The following is a 19,888-nucleotide window of genomic DNA, read 5'->3' as shown; positions in this document are numbered from 1 at the left end:
CAGATGATTGCTTTATATTGTTAAAGAACGTTTTGAGTCGCTTTAGCGTCTCAAGGGATGCGAATAATACACCCTTTATTTTTCGAGTCAACACTTAGTTTTAAACTTTCTTTTTAGAAGATTTAAAACCAAAGTTTTATTTAACTCTCTGAGTAGTTTATGCCTTGCTATGCTTCGGCGTTTCCCGTCTCAGTGGGGTCGCATTATAGGGAGAACAGATTTTTACGCAAGCACTTTTTTAAAGAAAAAGTAAAAAAAGATGCTGTTCGGTCAGTATCTGAACTAAACACCCTGAAACTGATAGTTTTGTAACCAAACAGTGCACTGTATGGTACAAAAATCACCTTGCTGATACACTCAAAGCTAATAACTATTATCTAAAAGGTACTAAATATGGCAATCCGTTCTTATAAAGGTATAACACCTTCGTTTAATTCGTCTGTTTATATTGATGAGTCTTCAGTTTTGGTTGGTGATATTACTTTAGGTGATAATAGTAGTGTTTGGCCTTTAGTAGCTGCACGTGGTGATGTTAACTATATACGTATTGGTAAGCGCTCCAATATACAAGATGGCAGTGTATTGCATTTATCTCGTGCAACTAAAAGCAACCCTGATGGTTATCCACTTATTATAGGTGACGATGTAACTGTTGGTCATAAGGTAATGCTGCACGGATGTGTATTAGGAAACCGTATACTAGTAGGTATGGGCGCTATTATTATGGATAACGTGGTTGTTGAAGACGATGTAATTATAGGTGGCGGCTCTTTAGTACCACCAAACAAACGTTTAGAGTCTGGTTACTTATATGTAGGAAGTCCGGCTAAGCAAGCCCGCCCTCTTACAGAGCAAGAACTTGCCTTTTTAAAAATATCTGCCGATAACTATGTGTCACTTAAAGATGAATACTTAGCTGAAATAGCTAACTTAAGTTAATAAACTTACTTCAATTTGGCCTGCCGAGTTATAGCTTTCTTCTTCGATAAGCTCCTCGGCACGTTCTTCATAATCAAAACGATACTGTTCAAAATATTCTGTTGCGTGACTTTCGTCTGTTAATTTAAGTGTATTTACTTCTATTATGCATTCCACCAGCATGCCACTAACTTGTGCAAAAAAGACTAGCTGATGATCGGGCTCTCTAAATTCGAGCCTATCTATAAACTGTATTGCCTGATTCATTTAAGCGTTCCTTGTTTGAGCGCATCCACTACGGGAAGTATTTCTGGCATTTTATTACGCCATACATAATATGCTTGAGCAGCTTGACCAACTAACATACCGCTGCCATCTAAAAGCTTAGCGTTAATATTATGCTGTGCAATCCAATTCATAAAAATGGTATTTTGCAGTGAATAAAACATGTCATAAGCGACTTCACAGTTAGTTATGTGTTTTTCATCAAGAGCTGGAAGTTCGTTATTCATACTGCTAGAGGTAGAGTTTATAATTAGTGAGTAATCGCTTACTGGTAAATCATCAAAACCAAAACCAGATACAGCTCCATATTGAATAAACAGTTTTGCGAGTTCTTTGGCTTTTTGTGCTGTGCGATTAACGATTATTATTTCCTGAGGGTTATGCTCTAGCAAAGGTAAAATAACGCCTCGAGCTGCACCGCCCGCGCCAATAATTAAAATACGTTTATCAGTTATGGCTACTTTATTAGCAAGTAAATCATTTACAAAGCCCACACCATCGGTGTTATCTCCGAGTAATGTGCCATCATCTCGTTTTTTTAATGTATTAACAGCCCCTGCAATTTTAGCTAATGGCGTAAGCTCATCGGCCATTGCATAGGCTTGCTCTTTAAATGGCATTGTAACGTTAGCACCCACACCACCTTGCTCAAAAAAAGACAATACTGTTTTTTCAAAGTTATCGATAGGTGCTAATATTGCGCGATAGTCGATTTGCTCACCCAGTGATACAGCAAATTGTTTATGTATCGTGGGGGATTTTGAATGTTTAATTGGATTTCCAAAAACCGCATATTTGTCCATTTTAAAGCAACCTCTTTGCAGTTATATACTGCCTATTAACGATGATAAGTAATATGATTAAACGACTTTTTTCTAAATCTAAGCCAGCTCCTGAGCAACAGGCTCCTACTCCTGAAAAAACACCGTATGAAATAATAGGTGGAGAGAAAGGTGCGCGTGCTATTTCTAATCGATTCTACGACATAATGGAGTCAGATGAATACGCTAAACCGTTATATGATATGCATCCTCTGCCATTAGATCGAATTCGCCAAGTATTTTTTGAATTTTTATCTGGTTGGTTAGGCGGGCCAAACCTATTTACAGAAAAACATGGTCAGCCAATGCTACGTAAACGCCATATGCCTTTTACTGTAGACAAAGCATTGCGCGATCAGTGGATGTACTGCATGAATAAAACGTTGGATATAGAAATAGACAATCCGTTGTTACGTGAAGGATTAAAACAATCATTCTCTCAACTAGCAACGCACATGATCAATCAGCATTAAATTTATATTTAGCATAATGCAAAAAGGCGCTAATTAGCGCCTTTTTGATTACTGTGTAATTGTTATAATTGCCATTCTCTGGCGATTAATTCATTAGACTGGCTAGTTAACCACTCTTGCGGGCGTAAGTAATACTGATATAGGTTAGCTTCTGGGCTACTTGGTTCTGGTTTATAATTATATTCCCAGCGTGCAAGTGGTGGCATAGACATTAATATAGATTCTGTACGCCCGCCACTTTGTAGCCCAAACAACGTACCTCTATCCCATACTAAATTAAACTCTACATAACGTCCGCGACGATAAAGCTGAAAATCACGTTGTTGCTCTGTGTATTCGTCATTTTTACGACGTTCAATAATAGGTAAATAGGCATCTAAAAAGCCATTACCAACCGATTGCATAAACGCAAAACTCTTTTCAAAACCAAGTTCGTTTAAATCGTCAAAAAACAAACCGCCTACTCCGCGCGTCTCGTCTCTGTGCTTTAAATAAAAATACTCGTCGCACCATGTTTTATATTTTGGATAAACTTCACTACCAAATGGCGCACAAATGTCGTGAGCAACTTGATGCCAATGCTGTACGTCTTCTAATACTGGATAAAAAGGAGTGAGATCAAACCCGCCACCAAACCACCATATTGGCTCTTCGCCTTCTTTTTCGGCTATAAAAAAGCGCACATTGGCATGACTTGTTGGTACATGAGGGTTTTTAGGGTGAATAACTAACGACACACCACACGCATGAAAGCTACGCCCTGCAAGCTCTGGTCTGTGTGCTGTTGCTGAACCAGGCATTGAGGCGCCAAATACATGAGAGTAATTAACTCCACCTTGCTCTATTACAGTACCATTTGTGGTTACACGTGTGCGACCACCACCGCCTTCTGCTCGCTGCCAGTTATCTTCTATAAATTTAGCACTGCCATCTGCAGCCTCCAAACCTTTGCAAATAGTGTCTTGCAAAGCCATAAAGTATGCTTTTACTTGATCTAATAATTCGCTTTGCATATTAACCTCTAAATATTTTGCCCGTCATGGCGTCTTTTATTGTGCTTGGTTGAGTATTGCCACCTAACGCCTCGTCAACGTAAAAGCCAACTTGTTCTGTAAATTGCGCTTTGGCTTGATCAATACTAATTACCGTTTCTTGACCGGTTAAGTTTGCACTGGTTGATACTAGTGGCTTACCAAACTCTTGGCACAAGCGTTTTACTGTTGGATGGTTTGTTACTCTTACTGCAATGGTATCAAACTGCCCTGTGAGCCATTTAGGCGTATTTTTAGATGCAGGCATAACCCATGTAATTGCAGCAGGCCAACTCGAAAAAATATCAGCGCGTTTATCCATTGGTATTTTTGCATCATCTACGTATTTTAATAATTGTCCGTAGTTATCAGCGATTAAAATTAGCCCTTTTTCAACCGGGCGCTGCTTAATAGCTAATAGTGCTTCAACGGCTTGTTGATTATCTGGATCACAACCTAAACCATATACAGCTTCTGTTGGGTATAAAATAACTTCGCCTTGCGTTAAGCATGTTATTGCAGTGGGCGTATTTGAAAGGTCTGACAAAGTAGTCTCCAGATATAATTAAACGTTATTCAGTTGAGGTGAGCTTATGCATGCAGCTTTTTTGTGGGCATTGCAATAATATGCCGTTTGCCATATTTCTTTCTATGACGATAGGCCAATCACATTCAGGACACGGATGTTCAACCGGTTTATTATTAAGCGTGTATTTACAACTTGGGTAGCAATCACAAGAATAAAATACTTTACCAAACTTATTACTGCGCGCGACTAAATGACCTTTTTTGCATTTAGGGCAACTAGGCAAAGTATCTTCGCTTTGCTTTTCTTCATTTTCGTTAGCAATGTAATGACACTCTGGATAACCCGTACACCCAATAAACATACCATAGCGGCCATTTTTAACCACCAACGGTTTGCTACACTCAGGACATGCTGAATCTTCTAATATTTTTATTTCGTTGCTGTCGTGATGTGCCAATGGCCTAATAAAGTCGCATTTGGGATAACTTGCGCATCCTAAAAAAGGGCCTGATTTACTATTGCGGATCACTAACTCTGAACCACACTGTGGGCATATCTCGTATTCTTTTTCGAGGGCGTGCTTGTTCGCCGAGAAAAGCGAATGGTCGATTTTACTCATGGTGATCCTAATAGGTTGGTGAATTTTCGCCTAATATACCCAAACCACTTAAAGATACAAGCAATGCCGTGCTTATCCGTTTAAGTAATTTGAGTACAATCAAGATAATTATCTCTAATGAAGAAGTTCGCTGGGTTCATCAAAAATCAAATCTTCCATTTGCTCATATGCCTTTTCAGAGCCAGGAACATTAAATAAGATCATAAGTACAATCCATTTTAAATCCTCTAAGCTTATAGTTGCTTTATCGAGAGAGGCTAAACAGTCCATTACCATTTCACGAGTTACATTATTGATTACGCCTATTTGCTCAATAAACATTAAAAAGCCACGACATTCAGCACTGAGCCTTTGGCATTCACTATCGGTAAATATACGCACAGCATCTTTAGGGTTAGTAATAAGATAAGGAGACTCGTCGCTGTGTTGTAAATCGGCTAATTGCTCTAACCAATCGAGTGCTTTAAATATCTCGGGCTTATGAAAGCCCGCACGCAGTAGCTCATCGGTTAACTCATTTTGCTCGGCAAATATATCCGCTTCGCTATGAATGTAATTTTCAAAAAGATACAAAAGAATATCAAACATATTACCTTCCTGCGCTTAACTTAATATAACCATCTAGTACGCGCTCAATCTGATCGTCTAGCTCTAAATCGAGCAACCTACTAAGTACTTTATCTATTGGCCACTGCGCACGACGCACAATGTCATCTACACTGGTTACTTCAAAGCCAATACTATTTAAAACCTCACATTGAGAATTGGCTTGAATCGGCTGCTCTTTATTACATACATTATTGTCGTAAGTGAAACTCACCTCATCAAGAATGTCAGCCACGTTTTCTACCAGCTTAGCACCTTGCTTTATTAAAAAGTGACTTGCCTGCGCTAACGGGTTTTTAATAGACCCCGGTACTGCAAATACCTCTTTATTTTGTTCAAGCGCATAGCGTACTGTAATTAACGAACCACTTTTAATTTCAGCCTCAACAATAAGCACTCCTAACGATAACCCAGAAATAATACGATTACGACGCGGAAAGTTATGCGCATGAGCAGCTGTGCCTGGTAAAAACTCACTCACCAGCAAACCGCTTTCTAAAACTTGGTCTGTTAATAGTTTATGGCGTTTGGGATAGTAAATATCAACCCCAGTACCAAGCACCGCTATGGTTTTCCCCGTACCAGCAAGAGAGCCTTTATGTGCGGCACCATCTATTCCCCGCGCCATACCTGAAGTAACTGTAATACCCGCCAAAGTTAACTCGTATGCAAATTCTGAGGCTATTTCAAGCCCGGTAGGGGTAGCATTACGGCTGCCAACAATTGCAATTTGTGGCGTTGATAATAACGAGACATCTCCCCTGCAAAAGAGTAATAAAGGCGCACTGGCAATCTGCCGGAGATCTTCTGGGTAAAGCGCATCAAAAATACAGACAACAGTAATGTTGTTCAGCGCTATTAATTGCTCATAATGACTGACTTGTTGCCAATTGGTGTTGAGTAAATTACTCGCTTGATTAGCGCTTAGCCCAAGCTGTAAAAGCTTGTCATGAGATAAGTCAAATAACGACCCAAGGGAATAGTTTGTAGATAGTGCTAAAAGGGTTTTTATACCCAACCCTTTACACATATAAAAGGCAAGCCAGTGGGCTAGCTTGCCAGATGACTGATCCATGCTCTCTCCTAGAGCACCGACTCGCTACTTCTTAATGAATAACTGCAATATCTCCAATGCGAATTGGGTGCTGGTTTTTAGTTATTAATGCATAACTTACTTTGTCATACACTTTAAAGACAATTAGCTCACCAACTTTTTCTTTAGGCATAGTCCAAACGGTACTGTTTTCGTCTGCTTCTAAGCCTAAAAACTCACTGGTGTCTGATACCAGTTTTTCAAAGCTACTGGAGTCTTCAGGATAACGAGGCCCTCGCCGTCCATCAATTACACCTGGTGATTGACGTTCAATATCTAATATGTGACCTGGTTCTACTTGTTGTTCTGAACCTAAGTTTAGCACCACAATGTCCATCGTGCTGAATTCCCGACTGTGATTAGCAGAAGCAATGACCGCACCTTCAACAGGCTGTTTAGGTCGGTGCATATTAAAGTATGCTGGCAACATTTGTCCCTGCATTAGAGGTAATAAAAAATCGCCTTGTTTAATTTCACGCTTAACCGACTCAACCCTTACTGAAGCTGGCACACCGTTGGTGATATCCCCTCGCCTAAATACACGTACCACCCCAACAAAGCTTGCTTTATTAGCTAGTGCAGTATTTGTTTTAGGATCAACATAAGGTTCGCCTTTATGGTAAATGGCGTAAGCCTGATTTAATTTTAAATCACCATTTATATATAAAATATGACCCAGTGTCTGTGTTTTAGTATTTTGATTTGCGCCCAAAACATATGGCTTATTATCTATCTCGTCGCTATTAATTGCTTGCTCATACGTCAAGTAAGGTTTAATTAGTTCAAGTGGCAATGTTGTAACTGCATTTTTACCTTTAGGGGTAATACGCCCCTGCGGAGAAAGCTTTCTGTATGCTTTATTTATCACTAAACGAGGTTTTCCGTCTGCATCGTAAACTAATGTTAGCGCATCCCCTGGGTAAATAAGATTTGGGTTGTTTATTTGAGGATTCATTTGCCATAATTCTGGCCATAGCCAAGGTTTATTTAAATAAATACCAGAGATATCCCAGAGCGTGTCTCCTTTTTTTACAACATACTGTTTTGGCGCGTCTTTTTTTATTTCCAACACATCTGCAACTGCCGGAAAAGCAGCACTTAATGCAAGCATGATTGCAACTAACGGGGATCTCATTGAGCTTCCTTGTATTGTTTTTTCATTATTATTGCCCAAAACCTGTTAAAGGTGAACGTGAATGGCTAAAATAAGAGCATACAATACCCTAAATTAAGCACAAGTGAAAAAGGTAACTATGGCTAGGTTAGAAGTTTTAAGATTTCCAGATGAACGTTTACGTACAATAGCAAAAGAAGTTGCTCAAGTTGACGATACAGTACGCCAAATTGTTAAAGATATGCTGGAAACTATGTATGATGAAAATGGTATAGGGCTTGCTGCTACACAAGTAGATATTCATCAACGAATTGTTGTTATTGACGTATCAGAAGAGCGTGATGAACCACTGGTATTAATTAATCCACAAATCATCAAAAAAGATGGCTCAACTATTAGCGAAGAAGGCTGTTTATCAGTACCTAACTCGTATGCAAAAGTTGACCGCGCAGAAACAGTAACAGTCTCTGCACTTAACGAAAACGGTGAAGAGTTTGTACTAGATGCAGACGAACTGCTGGCCATTTGTATTCAACATGAACTAGATCACCTTCAAGGTAAGCTATTCATTGATTACTTATCTCCATTAAAGCGCCAACGTATTCGTAAAAAGCTTGAAAAAGAAGCCAAGTTTGCAGAACAGTAATAAGCACCTTAGGAAAACTCAGTGACTCAACCATTACGCATTATATTTGCCGGTACGCCGGATTTTGCCGCACGTCATTTACAAGCGCTAATACAAAGCGAACATCAAATAGTGGGTGTATATAGCCAGCCAGACCGCCCTGCCGGTCGTGGTAAAAAATTAAAAGCCAGTGAAGTAAAAGCGCTAGCGCTTGAGCACAACTTACCGGTTTTTCAGCCACAGTCATTAAAAAATGATGAAGCACTAGCAGAGCTAACAAGCTTAAATGCCGACATTATGATTGTTGTAGCGTATGGCTTAATTTTACCTAAAGCTATTTTAGAAGCTCCACGTTTAGGTTGTTTAAATGTGCATGGTTCTATATTACCGCGCTGGCGCGGTGCTGCACCTATTCAACGCGCAATTTGGGCAGGTGATGAACAAACCGGCGTAACAATAATGCAAATGGATGAAGGGCTAGATACCGGCGATATGCTACATATAAGCCGCTGCCCTATTAGCACGACAGAAACTAGCGCTAGTTTATATACCAAGCTTGCTGAGCTAGGTCCAGATGCGTTAATTGAAACCATTAATAAATTAGCTAATGGTGAGATCACGCCTGAACCTCAAAACGATGAACTTGCTAACTACGCTAAAAAGCTTTCTAAAGAGGAAGCTAATATAGACTGGTCCATGAGTGCGCTGCAAATTGAGCGAAACATTCGCTCTTTTAACCCATGGCCTGTGTGCTTTACTCAAATGAGTGGGCAAACAGTAAAGATTTATCAAGCGCAGGTTACCTCGCAATCAGGTAATCCTGGGCAAATTTTATCAAGCGACAAAAATGGCGTAATAGTGGCGTGTGGTGAACATGCTTTATGTATTACGCAATTACAACCGCAAGGTAAAAAACCAATGGCAATTAACGATTTTTTAAATGGTCGTAGTGACTGGGTTACCCCTGGCACAGTATTAGGCGAAAACAATGAGTAATGTTCAAAACGTACGAGCGCTTGCCGCTGAAACTTTATATAACGTAGTTGATAAAGGCGCTTCGCTTAATCAAGAACTGCCATTTGCTAGCCAAGGCTTACCACCAAAAGACAAAGCGCTACTACAACAAATTTGTTATGGCGTTTTACGCTACTTACCTAGCCTTGAAAACTACTGCCAACATTTAGTGGAAGATCCACTAAAAGGTAAACGCAGAATATTTCAATTTTTATTATATGTAGGTATTTATCAACTACAACACATGCGTGTACCGCCGCACGCAGCAATATCTGAAACTGTAAATGCACTTGCTCAATTACGTGCTTTAGGTTTAAAAGGGCTTATTAACGCTATATTACGTAGTTTTCAACGCCAGCAAATTGAGCTTGAAGAAAAAGCGAAGCTTATCCCTGTGTGTTTATACAACCACCCTAATTGGTTTATCAAACAAGTAAAAGAGGCCTACCCAGATAGCTGGGAAGACATACTTGCAGAAAACCAACAACAAGCACCTATGTGGTTACGTGTGAATCAAGCACAATATAGCACGCAAGAATACAGCGATATGCTAACGGCGAACGATATTGAACATACCTTAAATCCTGACTTTATAGACGGAATTAAGCTCGCTAAACCACGCGATGTATTTTCCTTACCAGAGTTTGATACAGGTGCATGTTCAGTACAAGATGCCGCAGCACAACTTGCAGCACGCTTTTTAGAACCTAAAGCAGATGACACTATTTTAGATGCCTGTGCAGCACCTGGCGGAAAAACCTGTCACATATTAGAACTTGCTGACGCAGACGTACTTGCACTCGATAGCGACTCAACTCGACTTGAACGTGTTAAGCAAAACCTTACCCGTATTGGCTTAGGTGCAGACCTACAATGTGGTGATGCCTCGCAACCACATACTTGGTGGGACGAAAAATTATTTGATCGTATTTTGCTTGATGTGCCTTGTTCGGCCACTGGTGTAATCCGTCGCCATCCAGATATAAAATGGCTTCGTCGCGCATCTGACATTGTTGACTTAGCCGCTCTTCAAGGCGATATACTCAATAGTATTTGGCCGCTTCTGAAACCAGGTGGTACATTGGTATACGCTACATGCTCGGTTCTTCCACAAGAAAATCAGCAACAAGTAGCTAAGTTTTTAGCTAATAATGACGATGCAGAGCATATTCCTCTGCATGATAAAGACACCGTTACAATGCCAGGATTACAGCTACTGCCAGGCGAAAGCGATGGATTTTATTACGCTAAGCTAGTTAAAAAAATCTAAAATTAATGAACTGTAAATTAGCCATTTTTATAATTTAAAAATGGCTCTTAATTGCTACTTATAACACGGGTAAATAATGAAAATAATCATACTCGGTGCTGGCCAAGTAGGCGCAACACTCGCTGAGAATTTAGTAGGCGAACAGAATGAAATTACAGTCGTTGATATAGATGGTAACCGATTACGTGAACTTCAAGATAAGTACGACTTACAAGGTGTAGTAGGACACAGTGCGCATCCTGATGTATTACGTCAAGCTGGAGCTGAAGACGCCGATATGGTTATTGCAGTAACCAGTTCAGATGAAGTAAACATGGTTGCATGCCAAGTGGCGTACAGTATTTTTAAAACGCCCACTAAAATTGCCCGTATTCGCTCAGAGCAATATTTAAAATACCGCGAGAAACTTTTTCAGAACGACGACTTGCCAATCGATCATTACATTGCCCCAGAAGCACTCGTGACCAAGTACATTCGTCGCTTAATCGACTACCCTGGCGCATTACAGGTATTGCAGTTTGCCGATGGCATGCTCTCGTTAGTTGCAGTGAAAGCCTATTATGGCGGTTTACTCGTCGGTTATGCATTGTCTGCACTTAAAGAACACATCCCTAATGTAGAAACCCGTGTTGCCGCTATTTACCGCCAAGGTAAAGCAATCAAACCACTAGGTACAACGGTCATTGAAGCCGATGACGAAGTATTTTTTATTGCCGCTACAAAACATATACGCGCAGTAATGAACGAACTACAAAAACTTGAACGTTCTTACAAAAAAATTATGATTGCGGGTGGCGGTAATATTGGCGCGGGCCTTGCCCGCTCACTTGAAAAAAACCACACAGTTAAATTAATTGAGCGTAGCAAAGAGCGTGCTGAGCAACTCTCAGAAATGCTAGATAACACAGTTGTATTTTGTGGTGACGCATCAGATCAAGAATTACTCTCAGAAGAGCATATTGATCAAGTTGATGTATTTATTGCCGTAACCAATGACGATGAAGCAAATATTATGTCAGCCATGCTTGCAAAACGTATGGGCGCACAAAAAACAATGGTACTTATTCAGCGTGGTGCTTACGTTGATTTAGTACAAGGGGGAGAAATAGACATTGCCATATCTCCTCAACAAGCCACCATTTCGGCATTACTAACACATGTACGTCGTGGCGACATTGTTAACGTCTACTCATTACGCAAAGGTGCAGCAGAGGCGATTGAAGCGGTAGCCCATGGTGATGAGAATACATCAAAGGTGGTTGGCCGTGCTATTGCAGATATAAAACTTCCTGCAGGTACAACGATTGGGGCAATTGTACGAAATGACGACGTACTCATTGCTCATGACGACACCATTATTATGTCAGGCGATCACGTTATTATGTTTTTAATCGATAAAAAACACATTAATGTGGTAGAAAAACTATTTCAGGTAAGTGCTATATTTTTGTAGTCTTATGACGTATAAAAAGCCGCTGGCGAAGGCGGCTTTAATCGCTGATAATCGCGTGTTAATTATCATTTTAGAGTTACTGTACTTTTGCAAACTCTTCTTTAGAAAGCTCACCATTCCCGTCAGTGTCTAAGTCATCAAATAATTTCACTAACTGCGCGTTAACTTGCGCTTCTTGCTTGGTGATAACCCCGTCACTATCGATATCAAAAGAGGCAAAATCAACGGCGGCATACGCAGCTGACGACGATGCTAAAATGATGACGGCCAGTGTTGTGTTTAATGTTTTCATAATAATTTCCTAAATAATAAAGAGGAAGTCCTTTTCAAAGATCCCTGACTGTGAAAAATGTTTAATCTGAAAAAAGATTAATTAACCTGAACTCTGGTAACTAGTAATTAGCGAACTCTTCTTTAGAAAGCTCACCGCTACCGTCGGTATCTAGCTCGATAAATTCAGCCATTAAATCGGTGTCGACAGCCGCTTCACTTGGGCTAATTGTGCCGCTACCATCTATATCAAGGCTATTAAAGTCTGATGCTGCAAAGACAACTGAAGAAGACGCTATAGCTATAAGTGCCAGTGCTTTATTTAAATGTTTCATAGTTTAATCCTTCAATGTTCTATCAAAAAAGTTGCTTCGTTTAGCTTAAACGTAATTTTTCACTTCCTTGTTACCCTCTTTCGTAAGCTCCTTGCCTACTTAGGTTGTCTTTGGCAACTCAGGATAAATACTTGTTAATTAAGCTTCTGAAAATTCTTCTTTTGATAACTCACCATTTTGGTCAGTATCAAGTTCTGAGAACATGCTCATTAACTTTGCATCTACTGATGCTTCTGCTTGGCTAATTGTGCCACTGCCGTCTACATCAAGTGTATCAAAGTCTGTTGCAGCAAAAGCGGCTGAAGAAGATGCTAATGCAATAAGTGCTAGTGCTTTATTAATGCGTTTCATAATATGTATCCTTCAAATTTATGTGTGTGCGATTAAGGTGTCTTACTTTAAATCACGCTTAAGTTCAGTACACCATGACTATTACAACTTAGGTGCCAACTTTTAAAAGCTGTTATTTTTCATTTGGTTAACAGTATAAAATCGTGATATGGATAAATTTCAAGTGCTTTCCTGTTGCTTTTTAGCAACACAGCGATATGAAAAAACAAAATAGACCATAAAAACAAGAGGTTAATTTAGATTAAAAAACCACAAATTATGAATTTAGATATTTTAGATGAGGTTTAAAGCAAAAATTTAGCTTTATTTGGGTTGGGTTTATTACATGAAATTAGATTACGGTAATCTTTTATTATTTTAAGTTACTGTTTTATATTATTTATTTAATTATTAAAAATAACAACCAAATAATTTTCATCTATAAAGCAGGCAATCGCTATTTTGTTGCAAAATAGCGAAATCTCTTTTAACCGACTTCGAATTCGAGCATGGAGGGATCAATAAAGTGCTCTTTCATAAAGGTATTCATTTCATCTTCACTGGCTAATAGTTTAATACCACATCTGATCCCCGCATCATGCTCTTTAACACTACACACCTCGCCTTCAAAATTTTGCGCACTGCTATCTAGCATAATAGTACATTGCATATCTTTTATACTTTCAAGCTCTTTATTACTTCTAACATCAAACATAACTCCCGTTAATGAGATATCTTTAATAACACCTTCGAGTACTCTGTCGTCACTTAGTTTTAGCTTTGCAGGTAATAAAGTAGGGATACGCGTTTGCGAACGCAAACTAAATAACTGAACCTGTTCAGGAAAGTTTATAAAAATAAGCCGAGCCGGATGAGAAGAAATAGACATAATTTTCTGACGAAACGCAATTACTTTCCCACCGCTGCCTTCTATTAAAGCCCTCACGACAACGGTTATACCGTCACGTAAATAATCACTTGCCGCAGGTAAGCGTTTTGAGCTTGGATAATTTAAAATGATAAATTTATCATCAAGTAATCCCACCATCTCAGTCTTAATGCGTTTACTACTGGTAGGCGTTAAAATTTCTAGGTCGACCAAGCTGCCAATAATTATATTATTAAGATTGCTTATTGGCATATTCTCTCCCTTGTAATGTATTTTTTAAATAAAACAGTTAGCTTTATCCACGCCAAAACGTTGGCGTAAATAACACAAGTAAAGTAAATATTTCTAACCGGCCAAACACCATCGCAATAGTAAGCAACCATTTAGCGCCATCAGTTATCGCGCCATAATGCGATGCTACATCACCCAAACCTGGACCTAAATTATTTAAACAAGCAGCAGTGGCAGAGAACGCCGTTATGTTATCCATACCCGTGCCCATAAGCGCTAACATAATAATAATAAACACCAGCGCATAAGCAGAGAAAAAGCCCCACACAGCTTCTACCACTTTATCTGGCAACGCCTTTCGACCCAACTTAATTGAATATATAGCACGAGGATGCACCAAACGATTAAGCTCACGCACGCCCTGCAAATAAAGTAAAAATACGCGAACGACCTTCATACCACCACCGGTAGAGCCTGCACAGCCACCAATAAAGCTCGAAAATATAAGTAAAATAGGTAAAAACAAAGGCCATGTTGAAAAGTTATCAGTAGCAAAGCCTGCCGTTGTACTCATTGATACTGCTTGGAATAAAGCCTGATCGAGGGTTTCGTCGCCATTAGCATATATTTCATTTGACGAAAGCACCGTAAAACAAATAACTACAAGTGCAAGCTGAATGCATAGGAAAACTTTAAATTCAGGGTCACGTAAATAAACTCTTACGTTTCGGCTCGATACAGCGGCATAATGTAGCGAAAAATTAATTGCAGCAATAATTAAAAAGAATACACAAATAAAGTTAATGACAGGGCTATCAAAGTGACCTATCGATGCGTCATAAGTAGAAAAGCCGCCTATCGCCACTGTAGAAAATGCATGGCAGATAGCATCAAACCAGCTCATTCCTGCCGCCCAATAAGCGAGCATACATGTCAGCGTAAGCGACACATAAATGTACCAAAGATGCTTAGCTGTATCAGCAATCCGTGGAGTCATTTTTGAATCTTTTACCGGGCCTGGAATTTCAGCGCGGTACAACTGCATACCACCCACGCCTAACATAGGCAGTATAGCGACGGCGAGTACGATTATACCCATACCGCCAAACCACTGGAGTTGCTGGCGATAAAACAACACCGATTTGGGTAAATACTCAATACCGGTAAGCACTGTAGCGCCTGTGGTTGTTAAGCCAGAAAATGCTTCAAATACCGCATCAGCGAGCGATAAATTCGGTTCTTGTAAAAATATAAGCGGTAACGATGCAAATGCCCCAAGTACCAACCAAAACAAAACAACAATTAAAAAGCCTTCACGTGCTTTTAAGTCACCATTTTCATGACGGTTTGGGTAATAAGCCATCATGCCAATAACAACACTAAAGATAAATGCTAAAACAAAAGGAACACCACCACCGTCTTTATATATTAAAGACACCAGTGCTGGGGGCACCATGGTAATACTAAACAGCGCAACGAGTTGGCCAAGAATTTTTATGATGGTACGAAATTGCATTTAGCTTATCGCTTTTATTATTAGTAAATTCAGGTTGAGTAGTATCAACCAAATTAAATAGAGTGAATATGCATTACATGCAATTTGTGTAGGTTATTACTCTTTAATCGTTAACTCAACTGCGCCGTGACTTAAATCAAAAATATCTTTGATTGCTTGCTGCGCTTCGCGGCTATCTATTGTAATCACCCATTCAATATTAGCAGTAAATTGCTTATCAATATTAAGCACTTGATACTTTGTTTTTAATAACTGCTCAATCGCGCCTTGCATGCTGTACTCGCTACTCCCAGTAATTTCAACACTGGGAACTTTAAGCACTGTTTGCAACTTCACTAACGCATTGTTTAGTGAGCCACCATAAGCACGTACTAGTCCGCCAGTGCCTAATTTTATGCCGCCAAAGTAACGTGTGACGACAGCTGTGATTTCGCCAAGGCCTGAACCCACCAGCACATTTAACATAGGCTTTCCTGCAGTGCCATTTGGTTCACCATCGTCCGAAAAACCATAAACATGGCTGCCACCGGGGTTGCCTGCCACATGTGCCCAACAGTTATGACGCGCATCGCTATACTTTTCTTCAATGCTTTTAATAAATGCTTTAGCTGAATTTAAATCGGGGGTGTGTGCGATGTGGACTATAAACGTACTTTTTTTAATTTCTTCTTGATGAAAAACGTCAGCAGCAGGGTATTTATATTCAGACATATTTTAAACTTGTAAAAAGGGGGCCAAAAGGCCCCTTTAAATAATGTACGTATTTTAACGTGTATAAACTAATTGGTGTTAACTAGAATTAATCGAGCGCTAAATCTCGTGTCATATTTTCTAAGCTATCTTCGTGAACAATAATGTTATCTTCAATACGAATGCCGCCAAATGGTTTAAATGACTCTACCTTTTCCCAGTTAATAAACTGCTTATTATCGGTTTGCGCTAAATCACCAAGCAGTGAATCAATAAAGTATAAACCAGGCTCAATAGTAAACACTTGGTTTTTTTCGATCAGGCGAGTACAACGCAAGAACGGGTGCCCTTCAGGCGATGGTTGATGTGTGCCCTTTTCGTCACTCATAAAACCGCCCATATCATGCACTTGTAAACCAAGGTGATGCCCTAGTCCATGCGGGAAGAAAGTAGAGGTAATTTTACGCTCAACAATTTCTGTCGCGGGTAGGTTAACAATTTTAAAGTCACTGAGTATTTGTGCGATACGGTTATGGCATTCAACGTGTAAATCACCATAAAGCATACCCGGCTTTAAACCTTTACCTAACTCGATTTGTTGAACTGTCATCGCTTGTACAAGCTCAGCAAACTCACCTTGCTTTTTAAAATCATACGTACGAGTAATATCAGCGGCATAACCATTAAAGTTTGCACCGGCATCAATTAAAAATGAGTTATGAGTGTGTGGCGCTTTTGGATCAAAGTGCGTGTAATGCAAAATAGCGCAGTTTTCGTTAAGCGCAACAATGTTGCCGTACGGCATTTCATTTTCGCTTTGACGTGTCGCCATTAAATACGCTTGCTGAATATCGAACTCGCTACCACCATTAAAAAATGTATCGCGTGCAGCTTTATGCCCATCTACTGCAATGCGGTTAGCGTTGCGTAAACATTCAAGTTCGTACTGCGTTTTATAAGCGCGGTGGTAATGAAAATAGTTAAGTACAGGCTCAGGGTTCATAATACTAAAACCAAGGGCTTGCGCTACTTCAATGTATTCACCCATGTAAGCATATTTAGCTTTATCGTATGGTAATAACTTTTCTACTTGATCAGGCTGAAGTAGTAGCTCTATATCAAAGAACTCGGCCCAAAAGTCGCGTGGCTCATCAGGCACTTTATGCCAAAAATCTACTGGACGATAAAATATGAGTTTTGGCTTGTCGCTGCCATTTACCACAATCCAGCAATGAGGATTATCAATAACCGGTAACCATGCTTTAAACTGTGGATTAACTTTAAATGGATAATACATATCATCTAAAAACTGGCGCTTAGCTTGGCCTGAATGAATTACTAATCCTTCTAACCCTTCGCTATTACAAATTGTACGAGTACGCTGTTGCAGTGTTGCAATATGTTCGGCGTATAAAACGGCTAATTTATCCATTGTTAATCCATCTGTTAAATTTAACTTGCTCTGAGTCTACCACTTATACCAATTGCATTAAATTAATGATCTATTATAGCGATAAGAAAATAGCTTAATAACAAGGCTAAAATTATGATACATAGTTGTTCTATATAAATAATTTTTAACGTAGTTATTGAGTTATTTAATACGCTAGAATGATCATGTTTTAATAAAATTGGTATTATCCGCAAAGCGCTCAAAAAAGGGGGTATCTAGCATGTAAATACCCCCCACTTTAAACTTATATTTACTAACCGCCCATTTTCATTTGAAGCAATGGCGCGAGAACATTTCCTTCTCGGCCCATTCTAGTATGGTAAACCTGACGATACGCAAACACATTTTTTACATAATCACGGGTTTCACGATACGGAATAAGCTCCACCCATAATTCAGCCGGAATAGCTTCATCAGGTAGCCAGCGTTTAACACGGTGATACCCTGCATTATATGAAGCCGTTGCTAGTATTTCGTTGCCATGGTTCTTCTTTTTTAAATACTGTAGATAACTGGTACCTAACCTAATATTTGTTTTAGGCTGATATAATCGATTACTCGACACACTGCCTTTATTTACATATTTGGCCGTACTTGGCAATAATTGCATTAAACCACGTGCATTAGCGTGAGAGCGTGCATCAGGGGCAAAAGAACTTTCACGCCTTGCAATAGCAATACTCCAGGCCACATCTATTTTGCTGCGTTTACTGTAGCGTTCAAATACATCTTGAAACGCAAACGGAAAACGTTGCTCTACGTTATCCCACGCTTTAATTTTTGCTAAAGTAAAAATAGTACTGTCGTGCCAGCCCAAATCTGTAGATAGTTGTGATGCAGCTAGCTTTTCTTCATCACTAGAGGTATCAGTTAAGTAATTCCACTCACGGCGAGCCGACGTGAAGCGCTCAAGATCATAAAGCGCTTTTGCTCGTTTAAAGCCGGGGGCATTACTAACGTTATCTACCAGTTCCTTATCAACGATTAAAGGCTCATTATTTAAATCAACTGGCAACCCTAAGCGTGCGGCAGCTAAAAAGCCATAATAATCACGATTAGTCGCTACTTTTTTCCAAATATCGTCTGCTTTTTGCTGCTCGCCACGTTGTGCATAGCTATAAGCTAACCAATATTGCTGGCCGAGGCTTAAATTTTCTTTCCCTGTAAAAAATGCAGCAATCCCCTCCCAATCTTGGGTTTTGAGCATATTGCCCAATTGCCATTGAATAAGCTTGCTGTCTAGTCGCTCTTTTGGCACTTTATTTAGCCAAAAACTCGCTTGCTTATGCCCACTTGAAGCAAGTGACAACGCAAAGGTGTAATAGACATCCGCTTTTTCTTCGTCGCTGTACTTAAATATTTTTTCTATCTTTTCCCATGCTTTTAAAGCGAGTGCCTTATCGCGCCAAACCAAACGCTTAACACCATAAATTGCTATTTGCCCTTCTTTAGCTGATTTTTTTTTGTATCGATATAAACCAGCAGAAGCACTAGGGTCTCGACGCACCTTTAGATATAAATCAGCCAAGTAGCGCTCATTTTTAGGTAATAATGTTTTTAAGTAAGGTAATAAACTTTGCTTGCCACCTTCGGCTGCAAGCGTAATTCGCTGCCAAACAGTTTCTTTATCCATGTAACCTTTTTTACGCCACACTGAAAAAAGCTCGTCGCACTCTTGCGGTTGCGACTTTCCGACAGTCCATAGATCGGTTACTTGATTTAGTATTGCTTTTTCAGGTGCACCTAAATCAAGCTGAAAATCCAAATAAGTGCACGTAAGCTCTGTATTTGATGTTTCACGGTAATTATTAATATATGCCGCTTTTTTATTTTTCTTTTTTAAATACGCTAACCATGCTTTACGCACCGGCCATTCAAGGGGCGTATGCTGATAAATAGTTAAATAGTTTTCTATTTCTGACTGGTATTTAATATTAGGATGTCGTTGCCAATACGTTTTTTCAACATACGGCTTTAACGGATGGTTAAGGTTACTAACCGCTTGTTTAAAATCTTGATAACTTCCATGACGGACTTTTTTTTCAGCATCTAAAAATGCATCGTTATCAATACTTGCCTCGGCAGAATGAAGAGGGAAAATGAATGCAGCTGCCGCAATGCTTAATAAATATTTTTTCATAATGTCCTTTAATAAAAAATTAAAGTAGTGAATAAAAACTTTTCAACCACCTTAGCACCAAACCAGCTATATTTTAACCAGTCGATTGTAACCGAGTTAAATTTTTCGTTGCATTTTTAATTTAAAGCAAGCACACTGATTGAAATGCAAACTCATCGTACCAGTCTTAGTTCGTCAACTAGG

Annotated in this window: 22 protein-coding genes; 6 read left to right on the top strand and 16 right to left on the bottom strand. The window is 39.4% G+C overall.

Annotated features, from left to right (window positions below; translation table 11 throughout):
- Nucleotides 1–393 precede the first annotated feature (393 nt).
- Nucleotides 394–939, top strand: coding sequence for a gamma carbonic anhydrase family protein (locus DC53_RS04900; protein ID WP_007377621.1), 546 nt, complete (start codon nucleotides 394–396; stop codon nucleotides 937–939).
- Here DC53_RS04900 and DC53_RS04905 read toward each other — a convergent pair.
- Together DC53_RS04905 and aroE are read right to left on the bottom strand one after the other, a co-directional pair.
- Complete coding sequence (locus DC53_RS04905; RefSeq protein WP_007377622.1) at nucleotides 931–1,185, bottom strand: DUF1488 family protein; 255 nt, start codon at nucleotides 1,183–1,185, stop codon at nucleotides 931–933. The two genes, DC53_RS04900 and DC53_RS04905, sit on opposite strands and share 9 nt — an antisense overlap.
- Nucleotides 1,182–2,006: a shikimate dehydrogenase gene (gene aroE, locus DC53_RS04910; RefSeq protein WP_007377623.1), complete on the bottom strand. Its 825-nt coding sequence runs from the start codon at nucleotides 2,004–2,006 to the stop codon at nucleotides 1,182–1,184. Before aroE ends, DC53_RS04905 begins: the two co-directional genes overlap by 4 nt.
- A 53-nt stretch (nucleotides 2,007–2,059) precedes the next feature.
- Between aroE and DC53_RS04915 the strand changes: the two genes are divergently transcribed.
- On the top strand, nucleotides 2,060–2,497 hold the full coding sequence (locus DC53_RS04915; RefSeq protein ID WP_004335148.1) for a group II truncated hemoglobin: 438 nt from the start codon (nucleotides 2,060–2,062) through the stop codon (nucleotides 2,495–2,497).
- 62 nt (nucleotides 2,498–2,559) lie between these two features.
- On the opposite strand, the gene hemF is transcribed toward DC53_RS04915, so the two are convergent.
- The 6 genes from hemF to DC53_RS04945 all read right to left on the bottom strand — a co-directional run bounded on the left by hemF (nucleotide 2,560) and on the right by DC53_RS04945 (nucleotide 7,510).
- A complete protein-coding gene (hemF, locus tag DC53_RS04920; RefSeq protein ID WP_007377624.1) occupies nucleotides 2,560–3,510 on the bottom strand; it encodes an oxygen-dependent coproporphyrinogen oxidase in 951 nt (316 codons plus the stop codon).
- A gap of 1 nt (nucleotide 3,511) precedes the next feature.
- Complete coding sequence (gene tsaC / locus DC53_RS04925; protein WP_007377625.1) at nucleotides 3,512–4,075, bottom strand: L-threonylcarbamoyladenylate synthase type 1 TsaC; 564 nt, start codon at nucleotides 4,073–4,075, stop codon at nucleotides 3,512–3,514.
- Nucleotides 4,076–4,100: 25 nt separating this feature from the next.
- The gene (locus DC53_RS04930; RefSeq protein WP_007377626.1) at nucleotides 4,101–4,676 is read right to left on the bottom strand and encodes a DNA topoisomerase family protein; all 576 of its coding nucleotides are present in this window, start codon (nucleotides 4,674–4,676) and stop codon (nucleotides 4,101–4,103) included.
- A gap of 114 nt (nucleotides 4,677–4,790) precedes the next feature.
- Nucleotides 4,791–5,264 (bottom strand): DUF494 family protein, encoded by a 474-nt coding sequence (locus DC53_RS04935; protein WP_033031146.1) that lies wholly within the window; start codon nucleotides 5,262–5,264, stop codon nucleotides 4,791–4,793.
- Between the two features lies 1 nt (nucleotide 5,265).
- On the bottom strand, nucleotides 5,266–6,357 hold the full coding sequence (dprA, locus tag DC53_RS04940) for a DNA-processing protein DprA (protein WP_007377628.1): 1,092 nt from the start codon (nucleotides 6,355–6,357) through the stop codon (nucleotides 5,266–5,268).
- Between the two features lie 31 nt (nucleotides 6,358–6,388).
- Complete coding sequence (locus DC53_RS04945) at nucleotides 6,389–7,510, bottom strand: LysM peptidoglycan-binding domain-containing protein (protein WP_033031144.1); 1,122 nt, start codon at nucleotides 7,508–7,510, stop codon at nucleotides 6,389–6,391.
- A 118-nt stretch (nucleotides 7,511–7,628) separates the two neighbouring features.
- Here DC53_RS04945 and def point away from each other — a divergent pair, with 118 nt between their 5' ends.
- From def to trkA, 4 genes are all read left to right on the top strand, one after another.
- Nucleotides 7,629–8,135 (top strand): peptide deformylase, encoded by a 507-nt coding sequence (def, locus tag DC53_RS04950; protein WP_007377631.1) that lies wholly within the window; start codon nucleotides 7,629–7,631, stop codon nucleotides 8,133–8,135.
- Between the two features lie 21 nt (nucleotides 8,136–8,156).
- On the top strand, nucleotides 8,157–9,110 hold the full coding sequence (gene fmt / locus DC53_RS04955) for a methionyl-tRNA formyltransferase (RefSeq protein WP_007377632.1): 954 nt from the start codon (nucleotides 8,157–8,159) through the stop codon (nucleotides 9,108–9,110).
- The gene (rsmB, locus tag DC53_RS04960) at nucleotides 9,103–10,398 is read left to right on the top strand and encodes a 16S rRNA (cytosine(967)-C(5))-methyltransferase RsmB (protein ID WP_007377633.1); all 1,296 of its coding nucleotides are present in this window, start codon (nucleotides 9,103–9,105) and stop codon (nucleotides 10,396–10,398) included. The genes fmt and rsmB overlap by 8 nt, the downstream gene beginning before the upstream one ends.
- 76 nt (nucleotides 10,399–10,474) lie before the next feature.
- On the top strand, nucleotides 10,475–11,851 hold the full coding sequence (trkA, locus tag DC53_RS04965; protein WP_007377634.1) for a Trk system potassium transporter TrkA: 1,377 nt from the start codon (nucleotides 10,475–10,477) through the stop codon (nucleotides 11,849–11,851).
- Nucleotides 11,852–11,927: 76 nt separating this feature from the next.
- Here trkA and DC53_RS04970 read toward each other — a convergent pair whose 3' ends face one another.
- The 8 genes from DC53_RS04970 to DC53_RS05005 form a co-directional block, all read right to left on the bottom strand.
- Complete coding sequence (locus DC53_RS04970) at nucleotides 11,928–12,143, bottom strand: EF-hand domain-containing protein (RefSeq protein ID WP_007377635.1); 216 nt, start codon at nucleotides 12,141–12,143, stop codon at nucleotides 11,928–11,930.
- Nucleotides 12,144–12,243: 100 nt separating this feature from the next.
- Entirely contained in the window at nucleotides 12,244–12,456 is a 213-nt protein-coding gene (locus DC53_RS04975; protein WP_007377636.1) for an EF-hand domain-containing protein, read from the bottom strand.
- Between the two features lie 138 nt (nucleotides 12,457–12,594).
- A complete protein-coding gene (locus DC53_RS04980) occupies nucleotides 12,595–12,807 on the bottom strand; it encodes an EF-hand domain-containing protein (RefSeq protein ID WP_008138052.1) in 213 nt (70 codons plus the stop codon).
- Between the two features lie 466 nt (nucleotides 12,808–13,273).
- Complete coding sequence (locus DC53_RS04985; RefSeq protein WP_033031142.1) at nucleotides 13,274–13,927, bottom strand: flagellar brake domain-containing protein; 654 nt, start codon at nucleotides 13,925–13,927, stop codon at nucleotides 13,274–13,276.
- Nucleotides 13,928–13,970: 43 nt separating this feature from the next.
- Nucleotides 13,971–15,422 (bottom strand): TrkH family potassium uptake protein, encoded by a 1,452-nt coding sequence (locus DC53_RS04990; protein WP_007377639.1) that lies wholly within the window; start codon nucleotides 15,420–15,422, stop codon nucleotides 13,971–13,973.
- A gap of 96 nt (nucleotides 15,423–15,518) precedes the next feature.
- Nucleotides 15,519–16,133 (bottom strand): YigZ family protein, encoded by a 615-nt coding sequence (locus DC53_RS04995; protein WP_007377640.1) that lies wholly within the window; start codon nucleotides 16,131–16,133, stop codon nucleotides 15,519–15,521.
- An 88-nt stretch (nucleotides 16,134–16,221) separates the two neighbouring features.
- On the bottom strand, nucleotides 16,222–17,544 hold the full coding sequence (gene pepQ, locus DC53_RS05000; RefSeq protein WP_033031139.1) for a Xaa-Pro dipeptidase: 1,323 nt from the start codon (nucleotides 17,542–17,544) through the stop codon (nucleotides 16,222–16,224).
- Nucleotides 17,545–17,818: 274 nt separating this feature from the next.
- The gene (locus DC53_RS05005; protein ID WP_033031136.1) at nucleotides 17,819–19,705 is read right to left on the bottom strand and encodes a transglycosylase SLT domain-containing protein; all 1,887 of its coding nucleotides are present in this window, start codon (nucleotides 19,703–19,705) and stop codon (nucleotides 17,819–17,821) included.
- Nucleotides 19,706–19,888: the final 183 nt, after the last annotated feature.

It is taken from the genome of Pseudoalteromonas fuliginea (genome assembly GCF_000690055.1).
In the GTDB taxonomy this organism is placed as follows: Bacteria; Pseudomonadota; Gammaproteobacteria; order Enterobacterales; family Alteromonadaceae; genus Pseudoalteromonas; species Pseudoalteromonas fuliginea.
Note: the sequence above shows the minus strand (reverse complement) of the source record. Positions and strands in the feature narration are given on the sequence as shown.

Bases quoted from the DNA above. Each gene is read 5' to 3' on its own strand.
- DC53_RS04900 (WP_007377621.1), top strand. From the start codon at position 394: ATGGCAATCCGTTCTTATAAAGGTATAACACCTTCGTTTAATTCGTCT.
- DC53_RS04905 (WP_007377622.1), bottom strand. From the start codon at position 1,185: ATGAATCAGGCAATACAGTTTATAGATAGGCTCGAATTTAGAGAGCCC.
- aroE (WP_007377623.1), bottom strand. From the start codon at position 2,006: ATGGACAAATATGCGGTTTTTGGAAATCCAATTAAACATTCAAAATCC.
- DC53_RS04915 (WP_004335148.1), top strand. From the start codon at position 2,060: ATGATTAAACGACTTTTTTCTAAATCTAAGCCAGCTCCTGAGCAACAG.
- hemF (WP_007377624.1), bottom strand. From the start codon at position 3,510: ATGCAAAGCGAATTATTAGATCAAGTAAAAGCATACTTTATGGCTTTG.
- DC53_RS04930 (WP_007377626.1), bottom strand. From the start codon at position 4,676: ATGAGTAAAATCGACCATTCGCTTTTCTCGGCGAACAAGCACGCCCTC.
- DC53_RS04935 (WP_033031146.1), bottom strand. From the start codon at position 5,264: ATGTTTGATATTCTTTTGTATCTTTTTGAAAATTACATTCATAGCGAA.
- dprA (WP_007377628.1), bottom strand. From the start codon at position 6,357: ATGGATCAGTCATCTGGCAAGCTAGCCCACTGGCTTGCCTTTTATATG.
- DC53_RS04945 (WP_033031144.1), bottom strand. From the start codon at position 7,510: ATGAGATCCCCGTTAGTTGCAATCATGCTTGCATTAAGTGCTGCTTTT.
- def (WP_007377631.1), top strand. From the start codon at position 7,629: ATGGCTAGGTTAGAAGTTTTAAGATTTCCAGATGAACGTTTACGTACA.
- rsmB (WP_007377633.1), top strand. From the start codon at position 9,103: ATGAGTAATGTTCAAAACGTACGAGCGCTTGCCGCTGAAACTTTATAT.
- trkA (WP_007377634.1), top strand. From the start codon at position 10,475: ATGAAAATAATCATACTCGGTGCTGGCCAAGTAGGCGCAACACTCGCT.
- DC53_RS04970 (WP_007377635.1), bottom strand. From the start codon at position 12,143: ATGAAAACATTAAACACAACACTGGCCGTCATCATTTTAGCATCGTCG.
- DC53_RS04975 (WP_007377636.1), bottom strand. From the start codon at position 12,456: ATGAAACATTTAAATAAAGCACTGGCACTTATAGCTATAGCGTCTTCT.
- DC53_RS04980 (WP_008138052.1), bottom strand. From the start codon at position 12,807: ATGAAACGCATTAATAAAGCACTAGCACTTATTGCATTAGCATCTTCT.
- DC53_RS04985 (WP_033031142.1), bottom strand. From the start codon at position 13,927: ATGCCAATAAGCAATCTTAATAATATAATTATTGGCAGCTTGGTCGAC.
- DC53_RS04990 (WP_007377639.1), bottom strand. From the start codon at position 15,422: ATGCAATTTCGTACCATCATAAAAATTCTTGGCCAACTCGTTGCGCTG.
- DC53_RS04995 (WP_007377640.1), bottom strand. From the start codon at position 16,133: ATGTCTGAATATAAATACCCTGCTGCTGACGTTTTTCATCAAGAAGAA.
- pepQ (WP_033031139.1), bottom strand. From the start codon at position 17,544: ATGGATAAATTAGCCGTTTTATACGCCGAACATATTGCAACACTGCAA.
- DC53_RS05005 (WP_033031136.1), bottom strand. From the start codon at position 19,705: ATGAAAAAATATTTATTAAGCATTGCGGCAGCTGCATTCATTTTCCCT.